18 protein-coding genes are annotated in these 23,320 nt (G+C 71.2%); 10 read left to right on the top strand and 8 right to left on the bottom strand.

The genetic code is table 11. The annotated features are described in order from the left end of the window. Positions 1 to 127 precede the first annotated feature (127 nt). Positions 128 to 271 (bottom strand): hypothetical protein, encoded by a 144-nt coding sequence (locus tag AB0B35_RS06600; protein ID WP_361041538.1) that lies wholly within the window; start codon positions 269 to 271, stop codon positions 128 to 130. Between the two features lie 128 nt (positions 272 to 399). Here AB0B35_RS06600 and AB0B35_RS06595 point away from each other — a divergent pair, with 128 nt between their 5' ends. After that, positions 400 to 603, top strand: coding sequence for a hypothetical protein (locus tag AB0B35_RS06595; protein WP_361041535.1), 204 nt, complete (start codon positions 400 to 402; stop codon positions 601 to 603). Positions 604 to 622: 19 nt separating this feature from the next. On the opposite strand, the gene AB0B35_RS06590 is transcribed toward AB0B35_RS06595, so the two are convergent. Together AB0B35_RS06590 and AB0B35_RS06585 are read right to left on the bottom strand one after the other, a co-directional pair. Continuing rightward, positions 623 to 1,117 carry a hypothetical protein gene (locus tag AB0B35_RS06590; RefSeq protein WP_361041532.1) on the bottom strand — a complete coding sequence of 165 codons (495 nt, stop codon included), beginning with the start codon at positions 1,115 to 1,117 and terminating at the stop codon, positions 623 to 625. A gap of 127 nt (positions 1,118 to 1,244) precedes the next feature. Continuing rightward, positions 1,245 to 3,731, bottom strand: a complete 2,487-nt coding sequence (locus tag AB0B35_RS06585) for a discoidin domain-containing protein (RefSeq protein ID WP_361041529.1) — start codon at positions 3,729 to 3,731, stop codon at positions 1,245 to 1,247. Positions 3,732 to 4,378: 647 nt separating this feature from the next. Here AB0B35_RS06585 and AB0B35_RS06580 point away from each other — a divergent pair. After that, on the top strand, positions 4,379 to 8,647 hold the full coding sequence (locus AB0B35_RS06580; protein ID WP_361041526.1) for a discoidin domain-containing protein: 4,269 nt from the start codon (positions 4,379 to 4,381) through the stop codon (positions 8,645 to 8,647). A gap of 104 nt (positions 8,648 to 8,751) precedes the next feature. On the opposite strand, the gene AB0B35_RS06575 is transcribed toward AB0B35_RS06580, so the two are convergent. Next, positions 8,752 to 9,840 carry an alpha/beta hydrolase gene (locus AB0B35_RS06575; RefSeq protein ID WP_361041523.1) on the bottom strand — a complete coding sequence of 363 codons (1,089 nt, stop codon included), beginning with the start codon at positions 9,838 to 9,840 and terminating at the stop codon, positions 8,752 to 8,754. Between the two features lie 175 nt (positions 9,841 to 10,015). Here AB0B35_RS06575 and AB0B35_RS06570 point away from each other — a divergent pair, with 175 nt between their 5' ends. Next, a complete protein-coding gene (locus AB0B35_RS06570; protein ID WP_361041520.1) occupies positions 10,016 to 10,984 on the top strand; it encodes an aldo/keto reductase in 969 nt (322 codons plus the stop codon). A 100-nt stretch (positions 10,985 to 11,084) separates the two neighbouring features. Here the strand turns inward: AB0B35_RS06570 and AB0B35_RS06565 are convergent, their stop codons facing one another. Together AB0B35_RS06565 and dhaM are read right to left on the bottom strand one after the other, a co-directional pair. Continuing rightward, positions 11,085 to 11,345 (bottom strand): HPr family phosphocarrier protein, encoded by a 261-nt coding sequence (locus tag AB0B35_RS06565; protein ID WP_361041517.1) that lies wholly within the window; start codon positions 11,343 to 11,345, stop codon positions 11,085 to 11,087. Continuing rightward, positions 11,329 to 11,721 carry a dihydroxyacetone kinase phosphoryl donor subunit DhaM gene (gene dhaM / locus AB0B35_RS06560; RefSeq protein WP_360540546.1) on the bottom strand — a complete coding sequence of 131 codons (393 nt, stop codon included), beginning with the start codon at positions 11,719 to 11,721 and terminating at the stop codon, positions 11,329 to 11,331. The genes AB0B35_RS06565 and dhaM overlap by 17 nt, the downstream gene beginning before the upstream one ends. Positions 11,722 to 11,815: 94 nt before the next feature. On the opposite strand from dhaM, the gene dhaK reads away from it, so the two are divergent. The 7 genes from dhaK to AB0B35_RS06525 all read left to right on the top strand — a co-directional run bounded on the left by dhaK (position 11,816) and on the right by AB0B35_RS06525 (position 20,875). Next, entirely contained in the window at positions 11,816 to 12,814 is a 999-nt protein-coding gene (gene dhaK, locus AB0B35_RS06555; protein WP_361041514.1) for a dihydroxyacetone kinase subunit DhaK, read from the top strand. Positions 12,815 to 12,816: 2 nt separating this feature from the next. Beyond that, on the top strand, positions 12,817 to 13,458 hold the full coding sequence (dhaL, locus tag AB0B35_RS06550; RefSeq protein WP_361041511.1) for a dihydroxyacetone kinase subunit DhaL: 642 nt from the start codon (positions 12,817 to 12,819) through the stop codon (positions 13,456 to 13,458). Continuing rightward, complete coding sequence (locus AB0B35_RS06545; RefSeq protein ID WP_361041508.1) at positions 13,455 to 15,038, top strand: putative PEP-binding protein; 1,584 nt, start codon at positions 13,455 to 13,457, stop codon at positions 15,036 to 15,038. Before dhaL ends, AB0B35_RS06545 begins: the two co-directional genes overlap by 4 nt. Before the next feature lie 223 nt (positions 15,039 to 15,261). Continuing rightward, positions 15,262 to 16,131 (top strand): MIP/aquaporin family protein, encoded by an 870-nt coding sequence (locus tag AB0B35_RS06540; protein WP_360540554.1) that lies wholly within the window; start codon positions 15,262 to 15,264, stop codon positions 16,129 to 16,131. 38 nt (positions 16,132 to 16,169) lie between these two features. Further along, on the top strand, positions 16,170 to 17,687 hold the full coding sequence (gene glpK, locus AB0B35_RS06535; protein ID WP_361041505.1) for a glycerol kinase GlpK: 1,518 nt from the start codon (positions 16,170 to 16,172) through the stop codon (positions 17,685 to 17,687). Positions 17,688 to 17,697: 10 nt separating this feature from the next. Continuing rightward, on the top strand, positions 17,698 to 19,398 hold the full coding sequence (locus AB0B35_RS06530; RefSeq protein WP_361041502.1) for a glycerol-3-phosphate dehydrogenase/oxidase: 1,701 nt from the start codon (positions 17,698 to 17,700) through the stop codon (positions 19,396 to 19,398). A 19-nt stretch (positions 19,399 to 19,417) separates the two neighbouring features. Beyond that, positions 19,418 to 20,875: a M1 family metallopeptidase gene (locus AB0B35_RS06525; protein WP_361041499.1), complete on the top strand. Its 1,458-nt coding sequence runs from the start codon at positions 19,418 to 19,420 to the stop codon at positions 20,873 to 20,875. 101 nt (positions 20,876 to 20,976) lie between these two features. Here the strand turns inward: AB0B35_RS06525 and AB0B35_RS06520 are convergent, their stop codons facing one another. Continuing rightward, positions 20,977 to 22,302, bottom strand: coding sequence for a chloride channel protein (locus tag AB0B35_RS06520; protein WP_361041496.1), 1,326 nt, complete (start codon positions 22,300 to 22,302; stop codon positions 20,977 to 20,979). Between the two features lie 53 nt (positions 22,303 to 22,355). Further along, complete coding sequence (locus AB0B35_RS06515; RefSeq protein ID WP_361041493.1) at positions 22,356 to 23,270, bottom strand: DUF5996 family protein; 915 nt, start codon at positions 23,268 to 23,270, stop codon at positions 22,356 to 22,358. Positions 23,271 to 23,320 lie beyond the last annotated feature (50 nt).

Raw genomic sequence — 23,320 nt, 5'->3', positions numbered from 1 at the left:
CGCCGTAGGACTTAGGCGGGCGCAGGCCGACCGTGCCGCGGACGGTCAGCGTGGAGCCGAAGGTGTGGGGTCAGGCGCAGACGGCCAGGGGGCGGATACGGCGAGTAGTGCCGCTGATCAGAGGTGTTCAGTGTGACGGGGCGCCGAGCATGAGGCCGCTGGCGGCTGCGGTGGCGTCGGCGACGGGGTTGAGTTCGACGTCGACACCGGCTGGCGCGGTGGTCTTGCCGTGCCGCTTGACCAGGCCTTCGGCTCGGCAAGTATAGGTCATGATCTTTCCTTCCCTGGTCCACGGAACCGGGGCGGGGCTGTCGGCAGGGCGTGAACACCTTGCGCGCACTTTGGGGGCACGCCGCCGCGGTGCTACCGTCGACAGCCCCCGAACCTCGAGGTCAGCCCATGTCTCACCGTTGCGGCAAGCACGTCCTCCTGTCCGCCCCCGCCTCCCCGCGCTCCGGCTGGATCGCCTGCGCGGTGCACCGCATGGGCGGCACTCAGCGCGACCACCTGTTCAACCGCATTGTCGGCCTCGAGTTCGACGGCGAGGAGGTTCTCGCTTTCGGCTGGATAATCCACCACGCCATGCTCGAAGGGACACCGTGACATGGCGCTACCGCGAGCGTCAGGGTAGCGGTGTGAGGCAGAACAGCGCCGGCTCGGCTGGGCCGGAAACGCTTGCGCTATAGCGCTCGACCCAGGTTGATTCCAGAGGGTCGCAGCGCTTGCTCCCCTTCTCCTCATCGACGTAAATATTCGAGATCTTGTACTGGGCTGACGGGTCGTCGCAATCCACTTGGCGTTTGACGCTTATGCAGTCATTCCTATCAGCCGTACTCAAATCGACGGAATTCTCCCAGATCGCGGTGCCAACCGCTAACACGAGTCCGATGAGGGTTCCAGAGGCAAGTGCCGCAATGCCCGCGTCATCGTATTGGTGCGCCCTGGCCTCAGTAGGTGAACCTAGGCTGCCGTCGGCGCGATCATCCGGGGATGAATCACCTGACTGTGCTTTGGCTGAACGACGTCTCCTCGCCTGGAACACGGAAACCAGCCCGAAGACGATCGCCGCGAATGTGCCGGCTACTCCCGCGATGGCTCCGATGGCTTCCCAAGACACAGGACATAGTATGGCGACCCGGTGCCAGCCCAATGCGAACAGGCATGGCCGAAGCTGCGGAGAAGTCGCCAGGGTATAGGCCCGCCCCGGCGCGCACGTGGGAGGCGCTCCGGGGCGGGCGGCTCGGTCAGGAGGCGTACGCCTCCAGCTCGGAGAGCTGGCCCGCGGGCCAGCCCGTGTTGCCGGTGAACACCACGCGCACGTGGCGGGTCGGGTTCGCGGCGAAGGTGATCGTGACCGTGTTCCCCGTGCTCGGGTTGAAGGTGTAGGTCGCCGACGGCACCAGGGTCCGCCAGGTGATCCCGTCGTCGCTGCCGAGCACGGACAGAGTCTGGCTGCGGGTCGCCCACGCCGCCGGGGCGGGCAGCTTCAGGACCAGCCGCGACAGTGCGAGACTCGACCCGAGGTCGACCTGCGCCCACTGCGGCCAGGCGTTGTTCGGGCTTTCCCAGTAGCTGTCGCGGTTGCCGTCGGTGATGTTGCCCGCGCCGTACGCCTGAACGTGCCCGCTCTCGGCGGTCGGCCGCCCGGCGGCCAGGTTCACGTTGCCCGCCGGGTCGGTGGTGGCGGTGACCGCGTTCGACGGCCCGGAGACCAGGCCCGCCCCGTCCTGCGCCGCGACGGTGAAGGTGTGCGTCGAGCCCGGGGCCAGGCCCGACGCGGTGAACACGGTCCCCGAGGCGGTGCCGAACAGGGTGCCGTTGCGCAGCACCCGGTATCCCGTGACACCGACGTTGTCGGTGGACGCGGTCCAGGACAGCGACACCGTCGTCTGCGTCCTGCCGGTGACGGTCAGGTTGCCCGGCACGCTGGGGGGCAGCGTGTCGACGGGGGCGGTGCCGCCGTACACCTCGAACTCGGCGATCTGGCCCGCGGGCCAGCCGGTGTTGGCGGTGATGGTCAGCCGCACGTAGCGCACCGTGGCCGAGGTCAGGGCCACGTCGACGGTGTTGGCGGCGGCCGGGTCGAACAGGCGGCCGGCGGCGGCCGACAGCAGTTGCCAGGTCACGCCGTCGGTGGAGCCGTGCACGGCGATCTGCTGGGTGCGCGCGCCCCAGCCGGGGGGCAGTTTCAGCACGGTCCGGGTGACCGGCACGGCGCTGCCCAGGTCGGCGGTGAGCGTCTGCGGGAACGTGTTGTTGACGCTCTCCCAGTAGCTGCCCGCGTTGCCGTCGACGGCGTTGCCCGCGGGGAAGCCGCCGTTGGTGCTGGACGCGGTGACCGGGCGGTTCAGGGCCAGGTTGACGGTCGGTGATTGCGGGTCGGTGGTGGCGGTGACGGTGTTGCTCGGTCCGGAGATCGTTCCGGCGGCGTCGCGGGCGCGTACGTAGTAGGAGTAGGCGGTCGCCGGGGTGAGGCCGTTGAGGGTGACCGACGTGCCGGTGGGGGCGGCGACGACGTTGTCGGTCGCGCCCAGCTCCTGGTAGACGGTGTAGCCGACGACCCCGACGTTGTCGGTCGACGGCGACCAGGACAGCGAGACGCTGGTCGCGGTCTTGCCGGTGACGGTGAGGTTGCCGGGCGCGGTCGGCGGCACGACGTCGCCGGGGCCGGAGCGGTTGGCGAATTCGGTGGCCCAGTAGCGGGTCCGGGTCAGGTACGCGGTCTCGGCGGCGGCGCCGGACAGGCCGTACGCGCCGTCGAAGGTCTGGTAGCCGAAGCCCGAGGGCGGGGTGGCGTGCGCGGGTTCGATGGACGAGCCCTCGTGCCACTCGTTGAACGACGTGATCGACACCCAGTCCGGCAGGCCGCCGGTCGCCGGGTTCAGCGCGTTGTTCCACTGCAGGTCGTAGGTCGCCCCGTCGGCGCGGCCGACGGTCGGGGTGGTGTTGCCGGGCACGGCGCGGTCGTCGAGGTAGCCGGGGGCCACGGACGGGGCCCAGATCAGGCCGTTGGCCTTGCAGAACGCGCTCGCGTCGGCCCAGCCGGGGGCGGTGGACCCGGCGATGCCGTCGTAGGTGTACATGCCGCCGAAGTGGGTGACCTTCGAGGTGTCCGTGGTCTGCGCCAGGATGATGTTGGCGCTCTTGAGCGGCGCGATCGGCGACCAGTCGGCGATGAGCAGGCTCTCGAAGACGTAGAACGCGGGGCGGTTGCCGTGTGCGGCGTCGCGGTAGTAGGCGGGGCTGGAGCCGTACCGGCTGTTGAGGTAGTTGATGTCGGCGACCGTGGAGGCGGCGGTGCGGCCCGCGTAGGGCTCCAGGTGCCAGGCGACCTTCAGGCCCTGCGCCGCCGCGGCGGCGAGCACGCCCGAGGCCAGGTTGTCCTCGTAGGAGCCCTGACCCCACCAGCTGTAGACGAGCACGCCCGCGCCGGACTGGCGGATCCACTGCATGTGCTGGGCGACCGCGCCGGCGTAGTCGCCGGAGTCGTACGCGCCGAGCTTCGGGTAGAGGTTCGCGCCGACGTCGGCGGGCGGGGTGTGGCCGCCCTGCTGCCAGTGGCGGTACTGGCCGTACACCGCCGGGTTGCCGTACCAGGAGTAGTAGAAGACGTGCACGTTCGGCGACGGCGGCGGGTCGGCGGCCGACGCGCCCTGCGGCGCCGCGGTGAGCGCGGCGGCCACCATCAGCGCGGCGAGCAGCACGCGTAGGGGCCGTGTCCAGACGGACATGACGGTCCTCTCCGTTACGGGGTCGGGACGGTTCGGTTGCCCCGGAGCGCCTGCGACGCGGCCGGGGGAGCGGCGTAGGCAAAACCTTAGATACGTGTTCGCAAAAACTCTAGAGTCCTGTGCAAGTTTGCAATGCCAATCGAAACGTTGCGGACGGTGACGGCGCAACGCTTGCCGTCGCGGCGGGCGCGTGGGACGGGCTCCCCGGGTTCGCCGACCGCGCCTGCTCATCCGCGTGTGGCGATCCGGTCGGCTGTCCACAACGGAGACTTTCGAGATCAGTGGTCATGAGTGGGCGTCACCGGCGGTGACCGGCGCTGGTCGTGGCGGGGTCGTGGCGGTACGCACACGAAATGATCACTGTCCGTCCTCACCCGACGGTTGCTACGTTTTTTGCATTGGACTGTGGACTTCTAACTACCAAGGCTCTAACGTTTTGCTACCACAGTCAGAAACACCGATGACTTGAAGTCGTAACAGGCAGGTGGCTCCTCGGCCGTGGCGGCGTGTGCGCGTGAGCTGGCACGTCGCCGCAATCCGCTCCGGCCGGGTCGCCTTCCGCACCACGGGGTGGCCGTCGTTCCACGACGGCGACCGCGGATTCGCGGCGGGATGAACGCAGGAGAGGTAATGCAGGGAGGAGTGCAGTGAAACTCAAGAATGTTCGGATCAGGCTGCTCGCGACGGTCGTCGCCGCCAGCCTGGCTGTCGTGGCGGGGCCGACGTCACCGGCCTCGGCCGCCGGAGGGCCGAACCTGGCCGCCGGCAAGACGACCTCGGCGAGCAGCGTCAACGGACCCTACGTGACCGGCAACCTGGTCGACGCGAACCAGGGGTCGTACTGGGAGAGCTCCGGCGCCTTCGCCCAGTGGGCGCAGGTCGACCTCGGCAGCACCGTCAGCATCGACCAGGTCGTGCTGAAGCTGCCCGCGGGCTGGGGCGAGCGCACCCAGACGCTGTCCGTGCAGGGCAGCACCAACGGCACCTCGTTCAACACGATCGTGGCGTCGGCCGGGTACAACTTCCAGCCGGGCTCCGGCAACGTGGTGACGATCAACTTCACCGCGGCCAGCACCCGGTACGTGCGGATCAACATCACCGCCAACACCGGCTGGGCGGCCGCGCAGCTGTCCGAGCTGGAGGTGTACGGCGCGGGCGGCGGCTCGTCCGGCAACCTCGCCATCGGCAAGGCCATCGCCGAGAGCGGCCACGCCGACGTGTACGGCGCGGGCAACGCCAACGACGGCAACCAGGGCACCTACTGGGAGAGCGTGAACAACGCGTGGCCGCAGTGGCTGCGCGTCGACCTCGGCTCGACCGTGAGCGTGAACCGGGTCGTGCTGAAGATCCCGAGCGGCTGGGGCGCGCGCACGCAGACCCTCGCCGTGCAGGGCAGCACCAACGGCACCACGTTCTCCGACATCGTGGCCTCGGCCGGGTACAACTTCACCGGCTCGAACACCGTGACGATCGACTTCGCCACCGCGTCCACCCGGTACGTGCGGATCAACATCACCGCCAACACCGGCTGGCCGGCGGGCCAGATCTCCGAGTTCGAGATCTACGGCCCGACCACCGGTGACACGCAGGCCCCGTCCACCCCGGGCAGCCTGGCCTACACGCAGCCCGCGGCCGGCCAGATCCGCCTGACCTGGAACGCCTCCACCGACAACGTCGGCGTCACCGCGTACGACATCTACGCCAACGGCGACCTGCTGACCAGTGTCAGCGGCTCGACGCTGACCTACACCGACAGCCGGCCGGACAGCCAGACGGTCAGCTACCACGTGCGGGCCCGCGACGCGGCCGGCAACCAGTCGGGCAACAGCAACACCGTGACCCGTACCGGCCAGACCGGCGACACCCAGGCGCCCACCGCGCCCGGCAGCCTCGCCTACACCCTGCCCGCCTCCGGCCAGATCCGGCTGACCTGGACCGCGTCGACCGACAACGTCGCCGTGACCGGGTACGACATCTACGCCAACAGCGCGCTGCGGGCCAGCGTGAACGGCTCGACCCTGACCTACACCGACAGCCAGCCGGACACCGCGACGGTCAGCTACTACGTGCGGGCCAAGGACGCGGCGGGCAACATCTCGCCGATGAGCAACATCGTCACCCGCAACGGCTCCGGTGGCGGCGGCACCAACCAGGCGCTCAACAAGCCGATCACCGACAACGGCCACACGCACATCTTCGCGCCGGAGAACGCCAACGACGGCGACCTCACCACGTACTGGGAGGGCAGCACGTCGCCCAACCAGCTCACCGTGGCGATGGGCTCCAACGTCGGCGTGTCCTCGGTCGTCGTCAAGCTCAACCCCGACGCCGCGTGGGGCGCCCGCACCCAGACCTTCCAGATCCTGGGCCGCGAGCAGAGCTCGTCGTCGTTCGTCAACGTGGTCTCGTCGGCGGCGTACAACTTCAACCCGGCCACCGGCAACACGGTGACCGTCAACGCCTCCGGCAACTACGCCGACATCCGGCTCCAGTTCACCGGCAACACCGGCGCCCCCGGCGGCCAGGTCGCCGAGCTCCAGGTCATCGGCACCCCGGCGCCGAACCCGGACCTCACCGTCACCTCGGTCACCTGGTCCCCGGCCTCCCCGGTGGAGACCGACGCGGTCACCCTGAGCACGGTCGTCCGCAACGCGGGCACCAACACCTCCGGCGCGACCAACGTCAACTTCTACCTGGGCACCACCCTGGTGGGCACCGGCTCGGTCGGCTCGCTGGCCGCCGGCGCGCAGACGACGGTCAACGCCAACATCGGCACCCGCACCGCCGGCTCGTACGCCGTCACCGCGAAGGTCGACGAGGCCAACAGCGTCATCGAGCAGAACGAGGCCAACAACAGCCTCACCGCGTCGAGCAACCTCACGGTCAGCCCGGTGCAGTCCTCCGACCTGGTGGCGAACCTGAGCTGGACGCCGAGCAACCCGTCGGCCGGCAACACCGTCACCTTCTCGGTGGCGATCAAGAACCAGGGCACCATCGCCTCGGCGAGCGGCGCGCACGGCATCACCCTCACCGTGCTCAACGAGGGCGGCACCGTGGTCCGCACGCTGACCGGCTCGTACTCCGGTGTGATCAACGCCGGGGCGACCTCGAGCGCGGTCAACCTGGGCACCTGGACCGCGGCCAACGGCCGGTACACGGTCCGCGTGGTGCTGGCCAACGACGCCAACGAGCTGGCGGTCAAGCAGGCCAACAACACCAGCAACACGCCGCTGTTCGTCGGGCGTGGCGCGAACATGAACTACGACATGTACGAGGCCGAGGACGGCTCGACCGGTGGCGGCGCGACCGTGCTCAGCCCGAACCGCACGATCGGCGACCTCGCCGGTGAGGCCAGCGGCCGCCGCGCCGTGACCCTCAACGGCAACGGCCAGTACGTGCAGTGGACCACCAAGGCGCAGGCCAACGCGCTCGTCGTGCGGTTCTCCATCCCGGACAGCTCCGGCGGCACCGGCACCACGTCGACGCTGAACATCTACGTCAACAACACCTTCCACAAGGCGATCACGCTGACCTCGAAGTACTCGTGGCTCTACGGCGCGGAGGCGGGGCCGAGCAACTCGCCCGGCGCCGGCGCGCCGCGTCACCTCTACGACGAGGCCAACATCCTGCTGGACTCCACCGTCCCGCAGGGCGCGACGATCAAGCTGCAGAAGGACTCCGCCAACGCGGGCACGTTCGCGATCGACTTCATCAACCTGGAGCAGGTCAGCCCGCGGGCCAACCCCGACCCGACCCGGTACAAGGTGCCCACCGGCACCTCGCACCAGGAGGTCCAGAACGCCTTCGACGCCGTCCGGATGGACACCACCGGCACGTTCGTCGGTGTCTACCTGCCCGCCGGCAACTACGAGACCGCGCAGAAGTTCCAGGTCTACGGCAAGCCGGTCAAGGTCGTCGGCGCGGGCATGTGGTACACCCGCTTCCACACCCCGACCGGCCAGGAGAACACCGACGCCGGCTTCCGGGTGGAGAGCAGCGCCAACGGCTCGTCCTTCGAGCACCTGGCATTCTTCGGCAACTACACCATCCGCCAGGACGGCCCGGGCAAGGTCTGGGGCGAGCTGAGCCAGGTGAACAACCTGACGTTCGACAGCGTCTGGGTCGAGCACACGGTCTGCGGCTGGTGGGGCGTCAAGGTCAGCGGCTGGACGGTCAAGAACAGCCGGGTCCGCGACACCTTCGCCGACGGCATCAACCTGACCAACGACTCCACCAACAACCTCGTCACCAACGTCGAGGGACGCGGTAACGGCGACGACGCGTTCGCGCTGTTCTCCGCGATCGACTCCGGTGGTTCGGTCGGCAACAACGGCAACGTCTTCGAGAACCTCTCGGCGACGCTGACCTGGCGTGCCGCGGGTCTGGCCGTCTACGGCGGGTACAACAACGTGTTCCGCAACCTGTACATCGCGGACATGCTGACGTACTCCGGCATCACGATCAGCTCGCTGGACTTCGGATACCCGTTCGTCGGCTTCGGCACCACACCCACCAGGTTCGAGAACATCTCCCTCGTCCGGGCGGGCGGTCACTTCTGGGGCAACCAGACCTTCGGCGCCATCTGGGTCTTCGCGGCCTCGAAGGAGTTCCGCGGGATCCGGGTGACCGATGTGGACATCGTCGACCCGACGTACTCCGGCATCATGTTCCAGTCGAAGTACCCGGAGCAGCAGCCGGTGACCGACACCATCTTCACCAACGTCAGCATCAGCGGCGCGCAGAAGAGCGGTGACGCGTTCGACGCCAAGTCCGGCTTCGGCATCTGGGTCAACGAGCTGCCCGAAACGGGTCAGGGTCCGGCGCGGGGTTCGGCCACCTTCAACAACCTGACCTTCAGCAACAACTTCCAGAACATCAAGAACACCACCACCACCTTCACCCTCAACATCAGCTGACGCTGACCGGGTAAGGGCAAAGGAAGGGCACCTTCACAACGCTCCGCGTTGCAGAAGGTGCCCTTCTTAACGTCCTGAGGTTGGTGAGCTGCGGGTTCGTCCGGCTACCGCAGCTGGTCGGCGTCCATCACGGCCTGGGCGAACGGACCCGGGGCCTCCTGGGGCACGTTGTGGCCGATGCCCTGCAGTGTCCGGTGCTGATACGGCCCGGTGAACCGGGCCCGGTACGCCGCCCCGTCGCCCGGCGGCGTGAACGGGTCCACCTCGCCGTCGATCGTGATCGTGGGAACCGCGATCGTCGGGCCCGTGGCCAGTCGCGCCTCCAGGTCGTCGTGGCGCGGGTCGCCCTCGGCCAGGCCCAGCCGCCAGCGGTAGTTGCCGATCACGATCGGCACGTAGTCGGGATTGTCGAAGGACGCCGCCGTGCGGTCGAACGTCGCGTCGTCGAACTTCCACGTCGGGGAGTTGAACGTCCAGATCAGCTTCGCCAGGTCGTGCCGGTTCTCGTCGAGGCCGAGCATGCCGCGCTCGGTGCTGAAGTAGTACTGGTACCACCACGCCCACTCGGCCTTCGGCGGCAGCGGCTGCTTGTTCGCCTCCCGGTTGGTGATCAGGTAGCCGGTCACCGAGACCAGCGCCTTCACCCGCTCCGGCCACAGCGCCGCCACGATGTCGGCGGTACGCGAACCCCAGTCGTACCCGGCGAGCACCGCCTGCCGGATGCCCAGCGCGTCCATCAGCGCGACCAGGTCCAGCGCGAACGCCGACTGCTCGGCGGTACGCGGCGTTGCCGCGTCGCGGAACCTGGTCGTGCCGTGGCCGCGCAGGTGCGGCGTGATCGCGCGGTAGCCCTGCGCGGCCAGCAGCGGCGCGACGGCGGTGTAGCTGTGGATGTCGTACGGCCAGCCGTGCAGCAGGAACACCGGCCGGCCGTCGGTGGGACCGGTCTCGACGTAGCCGACGTTCAGCTCGCCGGCGTCGATCTGGCGTACCGGACCGAATTCCGGCTGTGCCCGGGTCCCCCCGTCCGGCACGGTAGCGCCGAGGCGGCCGCCGCGTCCCGGCAGCGTTCCCGGAGTGGGAACCGCGGCACCGCCCGCGGCCTGGCTCGCGGCGGGTGGCGCGGCCAGGCCGCCGAGGGCGGCGACCGCGCCGGAGCCGAGGATCTTGCCGAACGTACGCCGGTCGACCATCCGGAACCTCCCCTGAGGTGTCGACGGAGGTGAGCGCGTGCCGGAAAGCCACCGCGGCGTGGACACGCGCGGACTCGTATGCCCAGCTCGGAGGCTACCTGCCAGGACCCCGGCGCGAGCCGGTTCCGCGGGATGTCGGATCGACGGCCACCCGGGCAGGCGGAATGATGTAGGCATGTCGCTGGAACGGCTCGACCTGAGCAGCCCCGTCGCCCGGATCGGGTTCGGGCTGGCCGCGGTGGGGCGGCCGGGATACATCAACCTGCACCGGGACCGGGATCTGCCCGCCGGGCGGACCGTCGACGAGCTGCGTCAGCGTACGTACGAGCTGCTCGACGCGGCGTACGCGGCCGGGGTGCGGTATGCCGACGCGGCGCGCTCGTACGGCCGCGCCGAGGAGTTCCTCGCCGGGTGGTTGGGCGCGCGGGACGTGCCCGACATGGTGATCGGGAGCAAGTGGGGGTACACGTACACCGCCGACTGGCGGGTCGACGCGGCGGTGCACGAGACCAAGGACCACGGGGTCGCGACGTTCGATCGGCAGCTCGCCGAGACGTGGGAGTTGTTGGGGGAGCGGCTGGATCTGTACCAGATCCATTCGCTGACCGTGGAGAGCCCGGCGCTGACCGATACCGCGCTGCACCGGCGGCTGGCCGAGCTGGCCGCGACCGGGGTGACCGTCGGCTTCTCCGCCAGCGGGCCCCGGCAGGCCGACGCGATCGACGCCGCGCTGGCGATCGAGGTCGACGGCGTGCCGCTGTTCCGCAGCGTGCAGGCGACGTGGAACGTGCTCGAACCGTCCGCGGGCCGGGCGCTGGCCGCCGCCCGCGCCGCCGGCTGCCAGGTGATCGTGAAAGAGGCGATGGCCAACGGCCGTCTCGCCGAGCCGTCGCCGGACCCGGGTGTGCTCGCCGAGGTGGCGGAGGAGGCGGGTGCGCCGCAGGACGCCGTCGCGCTGGCGGCGGTGCTGCATCAGCCATGGTCGGGGGTGGTGCTGTCGGGCGCGGCGACGCCCGCGCAGTTGGCGACCAACCTCGCCGCGGCCCGGGTGCGCCTGTCCGACGAGCAGCTGGGGCGGCTGGCGGCGCTGGCCGAGCCCGCCGAGCAGTACTGGAAGCACCGCGCCACCCTGCCCTGGCAGTGACGACACCACCACCGCCCCACGCGGATCCGCAGCTCATCGCAGGTACGCCGTGAAGAAGGTGCCCTTCCTCTACGTAAAACGATGGGAAGGTGCCCTTCCTTCATTCGGTCGTGCGGAGGGTGGTGGCTATGGCTTCGGCGGCGGCGGGGGCGTCGGGGCCGGTGGCGCGGATGGTGACGGTTTCGCCGGCGGTGGCGCCGAGGGACAGGAGGGCGAGGACGCCCTTGGCGTTGGCGGTCTTGGCGCCGTAGACGATCTCGATGGTGCTGGTGAACTTGGCGGCGGTGACGACGACCTGGCCGGCGGGGCGGGCGTGCAGGTGGGCGGGCAGGACGACGGTCGTCTCAGAGCTTTCGGGCATGCCAGGCCTCCTCGGCGGCGTCGGCGACCGTGTCGAGGTCGGCGCCGGTGGCGGCGATGACGGCGGCGGCGACCGCGCCCTCGACGAACGGGGCGTCGACCAGGCGGACCCCGGGGTCCGGGTGCTGCTCCAGGAGCGCCTTCGCGGTGAGGACGGAGCTGCCCAGGTCGGGCAGGACCAGCACGCCCCCGCCGGAGCCCGCCTCGGCGATCGCGTCGCGGATCAGGTCGTACGAGGTGCCCAGGCCCCCGTCGTCGTCGCCGCCCGCGACGGTCACCGCGACCGCGTCGCCGGCCACCTGCCGCAGCAGCTCGCGCAGCCCCGCCGCCAGATCGGCGCTGTGCGAGACGAGGACCAGGCCAACGGTGCCGTTCATGTGGGGATGGTAGCCCCGCGGACCGGTAAACCGGGCACACTGCGCCCGGTCGGGGCAGGATGGACCTTACGACGCCCGTGAAGGGAGCCCGGCCGTGAAGAAGTTCATCAACCATCCGGACGCGGTGGTCCGTGAGTCGCTGGTGGGGCTGGCCGCCGCCCACCCGGACCTGCGGGTGGACCTGGAACAGCAGATAGTGGTACGGGCCGACGCGCCCCGGGCCGGCAAGGTCGGCCTGATCTCCGGCGGCGGGTCGGGCCACGAGCCCTTGCACGCCGGTTTCGTGGGGCTGGGCATGCTCGACGCGGCCTGCCCCGGCGAGGTGTTCACCTCGCCCGTGCCGGACCAGATCCTGGCCGCGGCGAAGGCGATCGACGCCGGATCGGGCGTGGTGCACATCGTGAAGAACTACACCGGCGACGTCATGAACTTCCAGCTGGCCGCGGAGCTGTCCGCCGACGAGGGCATCGAGGTGCACTCGGTGCTGGTCGACGACGACGTGGCGGTGGAGGACTCCACCTGGACCGCGGGCCGCCGGGGCACGGGCGCGACGATGCTGGTCGAGAAGATCGCCGGGGCGCTGGCCGAGGAGGGCGGGGACGCGGCCTCGGTGGCCGCGCTGGGCACCCGGGTCAACGAGGCCAGCGCCTCGTTCGCGATCGCCCTGACCCCGTGCACCACGCCCGCGGCCGGGCGGCCCGGCTTCGAGCTGGGCGAGGACGAGATGGAGGTCGGCGTCGGCATCCACGGCGAGCCCGGCCGCCGCCGGGAGAAGCTGCTGCCCGCCCGCGACATCGCCACGATGACGCTGGAGGCGATCCTCGCCGCGAAACCCGTCGCCGCGGGCGAGGACGCGATCGTGCTGATGAACGGGCTCGGCGCGACCCCGCTGATCGAGCTGTACCTGCTCTACGGCGAGTTCGCGGGGCTGCTGGAGTCGGCCGGGGTGCGTATCGCGCGCAACCTCGTCGGCAACTACGTGACCAGCTTGGACATGGCGGGCATGTCGCTGACGGTGTGCCGGGCCGACCCGGAGCTGCTGCGGCTGTGGGACGCCCCGGTGCGCACCCCGGCCCTGCGCTGGGGGGTCTGACGATGGACGTCGCGCTCGCCAAGGACTGGCTGGACGCCGCCGCGGACGCCATCGCGGCCCAGGCCGACCAGCTGACCACGCTGGACGCCGCGATCGGCGACTCCGACCACGGCGTCAACATGAACCGCGGCTTCGGCGCGGTGCGCACCGCGCTGGCCGGGGCCGCGCCCGACGGCGTCGGCGCGGTGTTCACGCTGGCCGGGTCGACGCTCGTGTCGAAGGTCGGCGGGGCGGCCGGGCCGCTGTACGGCAGCGCGCTGCGGGCGCTGGGCAAGTCGCTGCCGGAGGGGCCGGAGGTGGACGCGGCCGCGTTCGGGGCGGGCCTGCGCGCCGGGCTGGAGGCGCTGCGCAAGCTCGGCGGGGCCGCGCCCGGCGACAAGACCATCGTGGACGCGTACCTGCCCGCGGTCGACGCCTACGACGCGGCGCTGCGGCAGCACACCGGCGACGGTGACGGCGGGCTGGGCGCGGCCGCCCGCGCCGCCGCGCAGGCCGCGGCCGAGGGCATGCGGGCCACGGTGCCGCTGCAGGCCCGCAAGGGGCGCGCGTCGTACCTCGGCGAGCGCAGCATCGGGCACCAGGACCCGGGCGCCACCTCGACCTGGCTCATCTTCCAGGCCCTGGCCGACACCGCCGCGCCATGAGACCCGAGGTCTACTGCGGGACGGCGGGCGCGCCCGGGATCGCGGTGGGCAAGCTGCGCCACCTGGCGTACGGGACCAACGGCGAATCGGCGACGGCCACCCCGGACCAGGTCGGGGCGGCGTTCGACGCGGTCGCGGCCCGGCTGCGCTGCACCGCGCAGAGCATGCGCGCCCGGGGCGAGAACGGCACGCCCGCCGACATCCTGGAGGCGACCGCGCTCATCGCCGACGACCCCGACCTGCGCGCGGCCGCGATCGGCGAGGTCGAGAACGGCACCCCGGCGGACCGCGCGGTGCTCGACGCGGCGGAGCGGTACGCGAACGTGCTGGCCGCGCTGTCGGACCCCACCCTGGCGGCCCGGTCCGCCGACGTGCGCCAGATCGGCCGCCGCGTGGTCGATCAGTTGCGGATGGGCGGCGGCCCGGCCCCGGAGCCCGACGACGAGCCGGTGATCCTGGTCGCCGAGGAGCTGGGCGCCGACGACCTGCTCGACCCGTCGGCCACCGTGGTGGGCGGGGTGTCCCGGCTCGGCGGGCCGAACGCGCACGTGGCGATCGTGGCGCGGGCGCTCGGCGTGCCGCTGCTGTTCGGGGTGAACGTGCCGACGTCGTCGGCGGGCCGGGAGGCGGTGCTGGACGCGGTCGTGGCGACGCTGACGGTGTCCCCGACGGCGCAACGGCTGGAGGCCGCCCGCCGGTCGGCGATGGTGGCGCGTCGGCGGCGCGAGGAGCTGGCGGCGCAGCGCGGCCAGCCGGCGGTGACCCTGGACGGCACCCCGGTGACGCTGCTGGTCAACGTCTCGACCGCGGCGGACGCGGTGGCGGGCCTGGCCGCCGGGGCGCAGGGGTCCGGGCTGATCCGCACCGAGGTGGCCTTCCTGAACACGCGGCACTGGCCGACCCGCGCCGAGCACGCCGCGGCGCTGCGGCCGGTGCTGGCGGCGCTGGCCGGGCACCGGGCGACGGTGCGCACGCTCGACTTCGCGCCGGACAAGCTGCCGCCGTTCCTGTGGGGCACCTCGTCGCGCCATCGCGGGCTGGAGCTGATGCTGGACAACCCGCAGGCGCTCGCCGACCAGTTCGCGGCCATCCTCGACGAGGCCGACGGCGCCCAGCTGCGGGTCATGATCCCGATGGTGGTCTCGGTGGCCCAGCTGGACCGCTGCCGGGAACTGCTCGGCGCGGCCGCCGCCGAGCGCGGGGTGCCCGCGCCGCCGCTGGGCGCGATGATCGAGCTGCCCGAGGCGGTGGAGTCGGTCGACGAGCTCGCGGCCGCGGCCGACTTCCTGTCGATCGGCAGCAACGACCTGACCGCGGCGCTGCTCGGGCTGGACCGGCGTGATCCGGCGCTGACGCCGGGCCGGATCGCCGAGCCGGTGGTGCTGGCGGCGGTCACGGCGGTGGTGCGCGCGGGCCGCCGGCACGACCGGGACGTGTCGGTGTGCGGCGACGCCGCCGGTGACCCGGCGCTGGTGCCGCTGCTGCTGTCGACGGGCTGCCGGACCCTGTCGGCGGCCCCGACGGCGCTGGACGAGGTGCGCGCCGCGGTTCGTGACACGACGCTGGACGTCGGCGAATAAAGCCCATCTCGTACGCATCGCGCACGAGGCGCGCCATACCCGGCAGCGGGTATCGGAGAGCGATCCAGCCTGGACGCGATTCGTTCTATGCTGGACACGTAGCGCGAGTGGATCACCGTTTTCGGTGGTCGGCGGCGGTTTCCTGCCGCGACGGCACACGACCTTCCGCGCGCCGCACGGCCTCGCCGCCCTACCCGCGGACACCTCTGGGGGGCGGACAGACATGGCAAGTTCCGGGACGGCAGTGGACAAGCCGAGCGCCACGAAGGGGTTGTGGCGCGAGCTGAGCGCGGAGTTCGCCGGCACCATGATCCTGATTCTGTTCGGCGTCGGGGTCGTGGCCCAGGTCGTCGGCGGCGGGCTCGGCGACCACGACAGCATCGCCTGGGCCTGGGGCCTGGGCGTGACCATGGGTGTGTACGTCGCGGCGCGGATCAGCGGCGGCCACCTCAATCCGGCGGTGACCTTCTCGCTGGCCCTGTTCAAGGGGTTCCCCTGGGTGAAGGTGCTGCCCTACATCGTCGCCCAGTTCCTCGGCGCGTTCGTGGCGGCGCTGCTCGTGCGCTGGAACTACACCGAGGTGCTGCACCAGACGGACCCCGGGCTGACCATGAAGACGCAAGGCGTCTTCTCCACCCTGCCGGGCAACGGCTCGCTGCCGATCGGCACCTGGGGCGCGTTCCGCGACCAGATCATCGGCACGGCGATCCTGCTGTTCGTGGTGCTGGCGCTCACGGACCTGCTCAACCTGCCGCCGCTGGCCAACCTGGCCCCGCTGATGATCGGTCTGCTGGTGGTCGGGATCGGCATGGCCTGGGGCACGGCGGCCGGCTACGCGATCAACCCGGCCCGTGACTTCGGGCCCCGGCTGGCGTCTTATCTGACCGGTTACGAGTCCGCCTTCAGAGATCAGTATGGGAATCTCTATTTCTGGGTGCCGATCGTCGCGCCGCTCATCGGCGGGCCGCTGGGCGCCTGGCTGTACCACGTGCTCATAGGCCGGTATCTGACGGTCGAGCAGGTGGAGGAGGCGGTCACGCCGGTCGGCACGGTCGGCGTGAAGGAGTCCGGCACGTCCGAGAACAACGCGTGAGAACAGCGACCGGCACGTTCAGTGGAGAGGGACGCGAGATGGCTGACTTCGTGGGTGCGATCGATCAGGGGACGACGAGCACACGGTTCATGATCTTCGACCGGGGCGGCAACGAGGTCGGCAAGCACCAGCTGGAGCACAAGCAGTACCTGCCGCAGGCGGGCTGGGTGGAGCACAACCCGCTGGAGATCTGGGAGCGGACCAGCGCCGTCATCCGCACGGCGCTGGCCCAGCGCAAGCTGCAGGCCTCCGATCTGGCCGCGGTCGGCATCACCAACCAGCGGGAGACCACCGTGGTGTGGGACCGGCGGACCGGCCGGCCCTACTACAACGCCATCGTGTGGCAGGACACCCGCACCGACCGCATCGCGTCCGCGCTGGACCGCGACGGCCGGGGCGACACCATCCGGCGCAAGGCCGGGCTGCCGCCGGCGACGTACTTCTCCGGCGGCAAGATCCAGTGGATCCTGGAGAACGTCGACGGCGTACGCGAGGCCGCCCAGCGCGGCGACGCCCTGTTCGGCAACACCGACACCTGGACGCTGTGGTACCTCACCGGCGGCTCCGACGGCGGCGTGCACATCACCGACGTGACCAACGCCAGCCGCACCATGCTGATGAACCTGGAGACCCTGGACTGGGACGAGGAGCTGCTGTCGTTCTTCGACATCCCGCGCGCGATGCTGCCGGAGATCCGGCCGTCGTCGGACCCGTCGCTGTACGGGACCACCCGCGCCAACGGCCCGTTCGCCGGGGAGATCCCGCTCCCGGCGTCGCTGGGCGACCAGCAGGCGGCCACGGTCGGCCAGGTGTGCTTCGCGCCCGGCGAGGCGAAGAACACCTACGGCACCGGCAACTTCATGCTGCTCAACACCGGCACCGAGCTGGTGCGCTCGAAGTCGGGCCTGCTGACCACGGTCTGCTACAAGTTCGGCGACCAGCCCGCGGTGTACGCCCTGGAAGGCTCCATCGCGGTGACCGGCTCGGCCATCCAGTGGCTGCGCGACCAGCTCGGCATCATCAGCGGCGCGGCGCAGAGCGAGTCGCTGGCCCGGCAGGTCGACGACAACGGCGGCATCTACTTCGTGCCCGCGTTCTCCGGCCTGTTCGCGCCGTACTGGCGCTCCGACGCCCGCGGCGTGATCGTGGGCCTGTCCCGGTTCAACACCAACGCGCACCTGGCCCGCGCGGCGCTGGAGGCGATCTGCTACCAGTCGCGCGACGTGGTCGAGGCGATGGAGAAGGACTCCGGGGTCCGGCTGGACTTCCTCAAGGTCGACGGGGGCATCACCGCGAACAAGCTGTGCATGCAGCTGCAGGCCGACATCCTCAACGTGCCGGTGAGCAAGCCGGTGGTCGCCGAGACCACGGCGCTGGGCGCGGCGTACGCGGCCGGGCTCGCCGTCGGCTTCTGGCAGAACACCGACCAGCTGCGCGAGCAGTGGCACGAGGACCAGCGCTGGCTGCCGACGTGGAGCGACGAGCAGCGCGAAGAGGGCTACAAGGGCTGGAAGAAGGCCGTCGAGCGGACCCTGAACTGGGTCGAGGTCGGGTAAGGGGCCACCGATGGACGTCGTCGCGCTTTCCGCTGAGTCGCGCCGTCAGGCGCTGGCCGACATGGCCGCTCGTGAGCTGGACATCCTGGTGATCGGCGGGGGCGTGGTCGGCGCCGGGGCGGCGCTGGACGCGGTCACCCGGGGGCTGACCACGGGCCTGGTCGAGGCGCGGGACTGGGCCTCGGGCACGTCCAGCCGGTCCAGCAAGCTGATCCACGGCGGCCTGCGCTACCTGGAGATGCTGGACTTCGGGCTGGTCGCCGAGGCGCTGAAGGAGCGGGCGCTGCTGCTGACCCGGCTCGCCCCGCACCTGGTCAAGCCGGTGAAGTTCCTGTACCCGCTGACGCACCGGGTGTGGGAGCGGCCGTACGTCGGCTCGGGCGTGCTGCTGTACGACACGATGGGTCTGGGCACCGGCGCGGGCCGCGGCGTGCCGCGCCACCGGCACCTGAGCCACCGCCGGGCGCTGCGCGAGGCGCCGTGCCTGAAGAAGGCCTCGCTGGTCGGCGCGGTGCAGTACTGGGACGGCCAGGTCGACGACGCCCGCCACACCATGACCGTGGTGCGCACCGCGGCGTCGTACGGTGCGATGGTCGCCAACCGCGCCCGCATCAACGAGTTCCTGCGCGAGGGTGAACGGGTCGTCGGCGCGCAGGTCGAGGACGTCGTCACCGGGGAGATGTACGAGATCCGCGCGCAGCAGGTGATCAACGCGACGGGTGTGTGGACCGACGAGACGCAGCGGATGGCCGACACCCGCGGGCAGTTCCACGTGCGCGCGTCCAAGGGCGTGCACCTGCTGGTGCCGCGCGACCGCATCCAGTCGCGCACCGGGCTGATCCTGCGCACCGAGAAAAGCGTGCTGTTCGTGATCCCGTGGGGCCGGCACTGGATCGTCGGCACCACCGACACGGACTGGAACCTGGACCTGGCCCACCCGGCGGCCACCGCCAGCGACATCAGGTACATCCTGGAGCACGTGAACTCGGTGCTGGTCACCAAGCTGACCACGGCCGATGTCGAGGGCGTGTACGCCGGGCTGCGCCCGCTGCTGGCCGGGGAGTCCGAGGAGACCAGCAAGCTGTCCCGCGAGCACCTGGTCGGGCACCCGGTGCCGGGGCTGGTGGTGATCGCCGGCGGCAAGTACACGACGTACCGGGTGATGGGCAAGGACGCGGTCGACGAGGCCGTGCGCAACCTGGACCAGCGGGTGCCGGAGTCGATGACGCACGAGGTGCCGCTGGCCGGGGCCGAGGGCTACAAGGTGCTGTGGAACCGGCGGCACCTGCTGGCGCAGGAGTCGGGGCTGCACGTGGTGCGCATCGAGCACCTGCTCAACCGGTACGGCTCGATGATCCACGAGTTGCTGCGGCTGGTCGCCGATGATCCGTCGCTGGCCGAGCCGCTGCCCGGAGCGGACGACTACCTGGGCGCGGAGGCGGTGTACGCCGCGTCGCACGAGGGCTCGCTGCACGTCGACGACGTGCTGGCCCGGCGCACCCGGGCGTCGATCGAGACCTGGTCGCGCGGGGTGCAGGCGGCGCCGACCGTGGCCCGGCTGATGGGCGGGGTGCTGGGCTGGTCGGACAAGGAGATCGAGCAGGAGATCGAGGTCTACACCGCACGGGTGCAGGCCGAGCGGCAGTCGCAGGAGGAGCCCGACGACGAGTCCGCCGAGGAGGTTCGGCTGGCCGCACCCGATCTTGGTTGAGCACGCTTAATGTGATTTCATGCGAATCGTCCCAGTAGTGCGTGATGTCAGGTTGTGGAGCGCCGGGCTGCTGGCGGGCGCACTGCTGCTGGGCGGGTGCACCGGTTCGCCGCCGCCCGCGCAGCCCGGGCCGATGGGCCTCGAACCCGGGCTGGAGGCCGACACCCCGGCCGAAGTCGACCTCGCCGGGGTCGGCGACCCGTACTTCCCGAACTACGGCAACGGCGGCTACGACGTCGCTTCGTACGCGCTGAAGGTGAAGTTCGATCCGGCCTCCGGCCGGCTCGACGGCGCCACCACCGTCAAGGCCAAGGCCACCGTGCCGCTGGACCGCTTCCACCTCGACCTGATCGGCCTGACCGTGGACTCGGTGGTGGTCGAGGGCGACCCGGCCGAGGTCAAGCGGGACCGCGACGAGCTGGTGATCACTCCGACCAGGCACATCGACTCGGGCCAGGCGTTCACCGCGGTCGTGAAGTACCACGGCAATCCGGGGGAGAGCCCGGAGCGCGACGCCGACCACAACGGCTTCTTCGTGGGCAAGGACGGCGCGGTGGCGGTCGGCGAGCCGCAGTCCGCGGCGGCCTGGTTCCCGGTCAACGACCACCCGCGCGACAAGGCCCTCTACACCATCGACGTGACCGTGCCGAACAAGCTCAGCGGGCTGAGCAACGGCGTGCTCAAGGGCAAGAAGACCGAGGGTGACTGGACCACCTGGAGCTGGGACGTCACCTCGCCGATGGCCTCCTACCTGGCGACCATGGTCGTCGGGGACTACCGGGTGACGCAGACCCGGCACCGGGGCAAGCCGGTGGTCTACGCGATCGCGTCGAGCGTCCCGGTGGGCGAGGCCGACCGCAACCTGGCCCGGACCCCCGAGGTCGCGGACTTCCTGGAGAGCCTGTTCGGGCCGTACCCGTTCGACGCGTACGGCGGCATCGTGGTCGGCGACAACCGGGTCTCCGACGAGCTGGAGAACCAGACCCGGCCCATCTACCTGCCCAAGACCTGGGAGAAGGGGCCGGACACGATCATCCTGGCGCACGAGCTGGCCCACCAGTGGTTCGGCGACAGCGTCTCGGTGCAGTCCTGGCGCGACATGTGGCTCAACGAGGGCTTCGCGACGTACGCCGAGTGGCTGTGGGACGAGCACCAGGGCGGGCGCACCGTGCAGGAGCACTACGACCGGCGGTACAAGGACCGCAAGGACCGGATGTGGCGGGTGCCGACGGCCGACCCCGGCAGCGACGGCATCTTCTCCAGCAGCGTCTACGAGCGCGGCGCGATGACCCTGCACGCGCTGCGCAAGCTGGTCGGCGACGACAAGTTCTTCACCATCATGCGCACCTGGACCGCCGAGCAGCGCGACGGCAACGCCAGCACCGCCGAGTTCGTCACCCTCGCCGAACGCGTCGCCGCCCGCCCCCTGAACGCCTTCTTCCAGCCCTGGCTTTACGGCAAAACCCGCCCCGAGTAGGCGGGCCCACCCCGCTTGATCATCCGATTTGCCTGGCACCCGTGCGTATCTTGAGCGCCTTTTCGTGCAGGTGCCAGGCAAATCGGATGACCTTGGCCGGGTCAGGGGGTGAGGGGGGCGCGGTTGAGGCCGTGTTCGGCCAGTTGTTCGGTCATGTAGGCGACGACGGTGGCGATGAGGACCACGGGGGTCATCGCGAAGCCGAGGGGGCCGAGCAGGAGCACCACCAGGACCACGGCGCTGACGGGCAGGGGCAGCATGGCGACGGTCGCGGCGGCCATGCCCGCGGCCATCGCGGGGACGGCGCCGAAGCCGGGCAGCGGGGCGGCCAGCACGCCGAGTACGCCGCCCAGGCTCACGGCCGGGAAGATCGGGCCGCCGCGCAGGGTCGCCAGGGACAGCGCGTAGCCGAGTCCCTTGAACACGACCAGGGCCAGCAGCGCCGCCTCGGGCCAGGCGCGGGGGTCGGCGGCCAGGGCCGCGAGGGTCTGCTGGCCCGACAGCGCCACCTCAGCCGGGGAACGGCCGGTGAGCAGGGCGTACGCGGCGGCGCAGGCGCCCACGCCGAGGGCGGCCAGCACGGTCGTCGACAGCGGGCGGGCGGCGACGCGGGGGGCGAGCTGCTTGGCGAGGCCGCGTACTCCCCGGATGCCGATCGCGGCGACGACCGCGAGCGGCAGCGCCCACAGCAGGTCGCCGAGGTCGGGCCGGACGGCGCTGCCCGGTGGGATCGGCAGGGTCAGCGAACCGATCGGCAGGCCGGACCACAGCCCTAGTCCGGTGAACACGATCGAGCCGACGCCCGCCGCCAGCAGGCAGGGGAGCACCACCGCCGACAGGGCCGCGCCGCTGAGCTGCACCATCTCGATCAGCAGCACTGCCGCGACGATGGGGGAGCCGAAGATCGCGGCGATCGCCGCCGCCGCGCCCGCGCCGCTGACGATCAGGGCGCGCCGGTTGCCCGGGGAGATGCCGAACGCGTGCGCGGCCAGCAGCGCCAGCCCGCCGCCGCCGGCGATGAGCGGGGCCTCCGGGCCCAGCACCGCGCCCAGCGGCAGGCTGATCAGCGCGGCGACCAGCACCCAGGGCAGTTCCGAGGCGCTCGGCGGCGGCCCGCCCATGCCGTCGACGGGGGTGTGCCCGCCGCGCCCGGGAGCCCAGCGGGCGACCGCGCCGACGCCGAGGCCGGCCAGGGCCAGCATGGGCAGCGGCCACCACCAGGGCGGCTGGTCACCGCCGGTGAGCGCCTGCGGGATGGTGTGCCAGACCTCGCGCTCGGCCGCGTGCAGCACGGCGAGGAATCCGAACGCGATCAGCGACACCGGCACGCCCACCAGCCCGGCGATGCCGAGCACGCGCAGGTACTCGGGGTGCCGGATGAGTTCGAGCGCGCGGTCTCGGGTCTGCTGCGGGGACAATTCCGGCATGTCACCACGCTAGGCGCTGGGCTGCGTGCGCGGGCGCGGATGGCACCCGCGGGTCAGGCCGCGACCGGGACCTCCAGGGCGTGGCGGTCCCAGTTGGCCAGCTCGGCGTCGGCCTCATAGGTGCACTGCAGGAACGTCAGCAGGGTCGCGTCCGGATCGTCGGCGGTGCGCACCACCTCGTACGGCAGCAGGAACTCGCCCAGCTCCGTGTCGTAGCGGGCGCGCTCGGGCGAGATCGGCCAGTCGCGGAACCCGGGAGGCTCGGGGTAGGCGTAGGCGTAGAACGCGCCCTCCGCGCCGCCGCCCGGCCAGAAGCCGCAGCTGCTCACCTCGTGGTCGTAGGCCAGCCGGCTGACCCGGTCGGGGCAGTTGGGCACCCCGCCCGGATGCTGCGGGGCCGTCTCCCCGGAGAAGCGGGTCACCGCCAGGTCCAGCGCGCCCCAGAACAGGTGCACGGGGCTGACCTTGCCCTGGAAGCGGGCCCGGAACGCGGTGAACACCCGGTGCATCTGCACCGTCGCCAGCCAGAACCGGTGCGCGTACTCCGGGTCGTACGCGCAGTGCTGCTCGTCCTGGGCGAAGGGGATCGCCACCGGGAGCTCCACCGGGCGGGCCATGATGTCGACAGGCATGCCGAGCGAGTCCAGGGACTGCATCACGGCCGCGTAGAAGTCGGCGACGCTGCGCGGGCGCAATTCCACCTCGCGGTGCTCGCCGCCGGTGGTGTGCAGGTCGAGCACGTGCCGCTGGAAGTCGAACGTGATCTCCAACCCGGCTGAGCCGTACGGCATCAGCGAGGTGGTGAAGCCGCGCACGTCCACGTACAGCGGCACCTGCCACCAATGGTTGATCATGGGTTCGAGCGCGAGCCGCACCTTGCCCACCACCTGGGTCCACAGGTGCAGGGTGTCCCGGGTGTCCTTCCACTCGGCCAGCGGCAACGCCGGCCAGACTCCCTTGCTGGTCATGGTCCCAGCATGCCGGAGCCGTGCCGGGCGCGGCGGCCGTTCGGCCGGGC

The organism is Catellatospora sp. NPDC049133 (assembly GCF_040648455.1).
GTDB classification, from domain to species: Bacteria; Actinomycetota; Actinomycetes; order Mycobacteriales; family Micromonosporaceae; genus Catellatospora; species Catellatospora aurea.
Note: the sequence above shows the minus strand (reverse complement) of the source record. Positions and strands in the feature narration are given on the sequence as shown.

Excerpts from the sequence above, each read along its gene's own strand:
- AB0B35_RS06540 (WP_360540554.1), top strand. The coding sequence starts at position 15,262 with ATGGCAAGTTCCGGGACGGCAGTGGACAAGCCGAGCGCCACGAAGGGG.
- AB0B35_RS06570 (WP_361041520.1), top strand. The coding sequence starts at position 10,016 with ATGTCGCTGGAACGGCTCGACCTGAGCAGCCCCGTCGCCCGGATCGGG.
- dhaL (WP_361041511.1), top strand. The coding sequence starts at position 12,817 with ATGGACGTCGCGCTCGCCAAGGACTGGCTGGACGCCGCCGCGGACGCC.
- AB0B35_RS06520 (WP_361041496.1), bottom strand. The coding sequence starts at position 22,302 with ATGCCGGAATTGTCCCCGCAGCAGACCCGAGACCGCGCGCTCGAACTC.
- AB0B35_RS06575 (WP_361041523.1), bottom strand. The coding sequence starts at position 9,840 with ATGGTCGACCGGCGTACGTTCGGCAAGATCCTCGGCTCCGGCGCGGTC.
- AB0B35_RS06545 (WP_361041508.1), top strand. The coding sequence starts at position 13,455 with ATGAGACCCGAGGTCTACTGCGGGACGGCGGGCGCGCCCGGGATCGCG.
- glpK (WP_361041505.1), top strand. The coding sequence starts at position 16,170 with ATGGCTGACTTCGTGGGTGCGATCGATCAGGGGACGACGAGCACACGG.
- AB0B35_RS06565 (WP_361041517.1), bottom strand. The coding sequence starts at position 11,345 with ATGCCCGAAAGCTCTGAGACGACCGTCGTCCTGCCCGCCCACCTGCAC.
- dhaM (WP_360540546.1), bottom strand. The coding sequence starts at position 11,721 with ATGAACGGCACCGTTGGCCTGGTCCTCGTCTCGCACAGCGCCGATCTG.
- AB0B35_RS06600 (WP_361041538.1), bottom strand. The coding sequence starts at position 271 with ATGACCTATACTTGCCGAGCCGAAGGCCTGGTCAAGCGGCACGGCAAG.
- AB0B35_RS06525 (WP_361041499.1), top strand. The coding sequence starts at position 19,418 with ATGCGAATCGTCCCAGTAGTGCGTGATGTCAGGTTGTGGAGCGCCGGG.
- AB0B35_RS06595 (WP_361041535.1), top strand. The coding sequence starts at position 400 with ATGTCTCACCGTTGCGGCAAGCACGTCCTCCTGTCCGCCCCCGCCTCC.
- AB0B35_RS06530 (WP_361041502.1), top strand. The coding sequence starts at position 17,698 with ATGGACGTCGTCGCGCTTTCCGCTGAGTCGCGCCGTCAGGCGCTGGCC.
- AB0B35_RS06585 (WP_361041529.1), bottom strand. The coding sequence starts at position 3,731 with ATGTCCGTCTGGACACGGCCCCTACGCGTGCTGCTCGCCGCGCTGATG.
- AB0B35_RS06515 (WP_361041493.1), bottom strand. The coding sequence starts at position 23,270 with ATGACCAGCAAGGGAGTCTGGCCGGCGTTGCCGCTGGCCGAGTGGAAG.